The sequence below is a fragment of the Streptomyces sp. NPDC006265 genome (assembly GCF_040613555.1).
GTDB lineage: Bacteria > Actinomycetota > Actinomycetes > Streptomycetales > Streptomycetaceae > Streptomyces.
On record NZ_JBEXSH010001477.1, the window covers coordinates 1 to 1205 of the forward strand.

A 1205-nucleotide genomic window follows, 5' to 3' on the forward strand; every position below is an offset into this window, starting at 1 on the left:
CAGGTCTCGGTTGAGGGATCTTGAACAGGTGAGGGCCTTCCGGGTTCGGTGTGGATTACGACGTCTACACCGACCGAAAGGCCCTCGTGCCCCACCGTAATGCACCCCTGACCGAGACCGGCCGTCTGCGCCTGGCCCGCTGCGTGGTCGAGGAGGGCTGGCCGCTTCGGCGGGCCGCCGAACGCTTCCAGGTCTCGCCCACCACCGCCCAGCGATGGGCCGACCGCTACCGGCGCGAGGCAGAAGCGGGCCTGGCCGACCGCTCGAGCCGGCCTCACCACAGCCCCCGCCGCACTCCCACCCGCACCGAGCGACGGATCATCAAGGTCCGCCTGCTGCGCCGATGGGGACCGGCCCGCATCGCGCACTTCCTGCGCCTGGTGCCCTCGACCGTGCACCGCGTCCTGACCCGCTACCACGTGGCCCGCCTGTCCCACCTCGACCCACGGGCCGTGTCGTGCGCCGCTACGAACGCGACCGGCCCGGCGAACTGATCCACGGCGACATCAAGAAACTGGGCAACATCCCCGACGGCGGCGGGCACAAGGTCAACGGCAGGGCGCAGAGCGGCCGCAACAGCTCCGCACACCGCGACCCCACCCGGCCCCGCACCCACCACGGCCGCCCCAACCTGGGCTACAGCTACCTGCACACCGCCGTCGGCGACCACTACCGCCTCGCCTGCAGCGAGATCCTCACCGACGAGAGGAAGGAGACCGCCACCGGCTTCTGGCAGCGCGCCCACGCCTTCTTCAGCCAGGCCGGGATCACCGTCGAGCGAGTGCTGACCGACAACGGTTCCTGCTACCGCTCACGCGACTGGCGCGACGGGCTGGCCCGGGCCGGGATCACACACAAGCGCACCCGGCCCTACCGGCCCCAGACCAACGGCAAAGTCGAACGCTTCAACCGCACGCTGCTGGACGAGTGGGCCTACGCCCGCCCCTACCACTATGAGCAGGAACGACGCGACGCCTTCCCCGACTGGCTGCACACCTACAATCACCACCGCGGACACACCGCGCTCAAGGGCCAGCCACCCGCCAGCCGCGTCCCCAACCTCACGGGTCAGTACAGCTAGGGAGCGTATTGGGTCGTGATCAATCTTCGAGTTTTGCCTGCACGGCGGGGTCTGGTCAGGTAGACCTTCTTGGGTGACTCGCGTGCAACTGACGGATATGGAATGGGAGTTCATCGAGCCGTAC

1 pseudogene is annotated in these 1205 nt (G+C 68.9%); it reads left to right on the forward strand.

The window, feature by feature from the left end:
* Positions 1 to 86 precede the first annotated feature (86 nt).
* Positions 87 to 1081, forward strand: a pseudogene (locus ABZ281_RS49940) (IS481 family transposase).
* Positions 1082 to 1205: the final 124 nt, after the last annotated feature.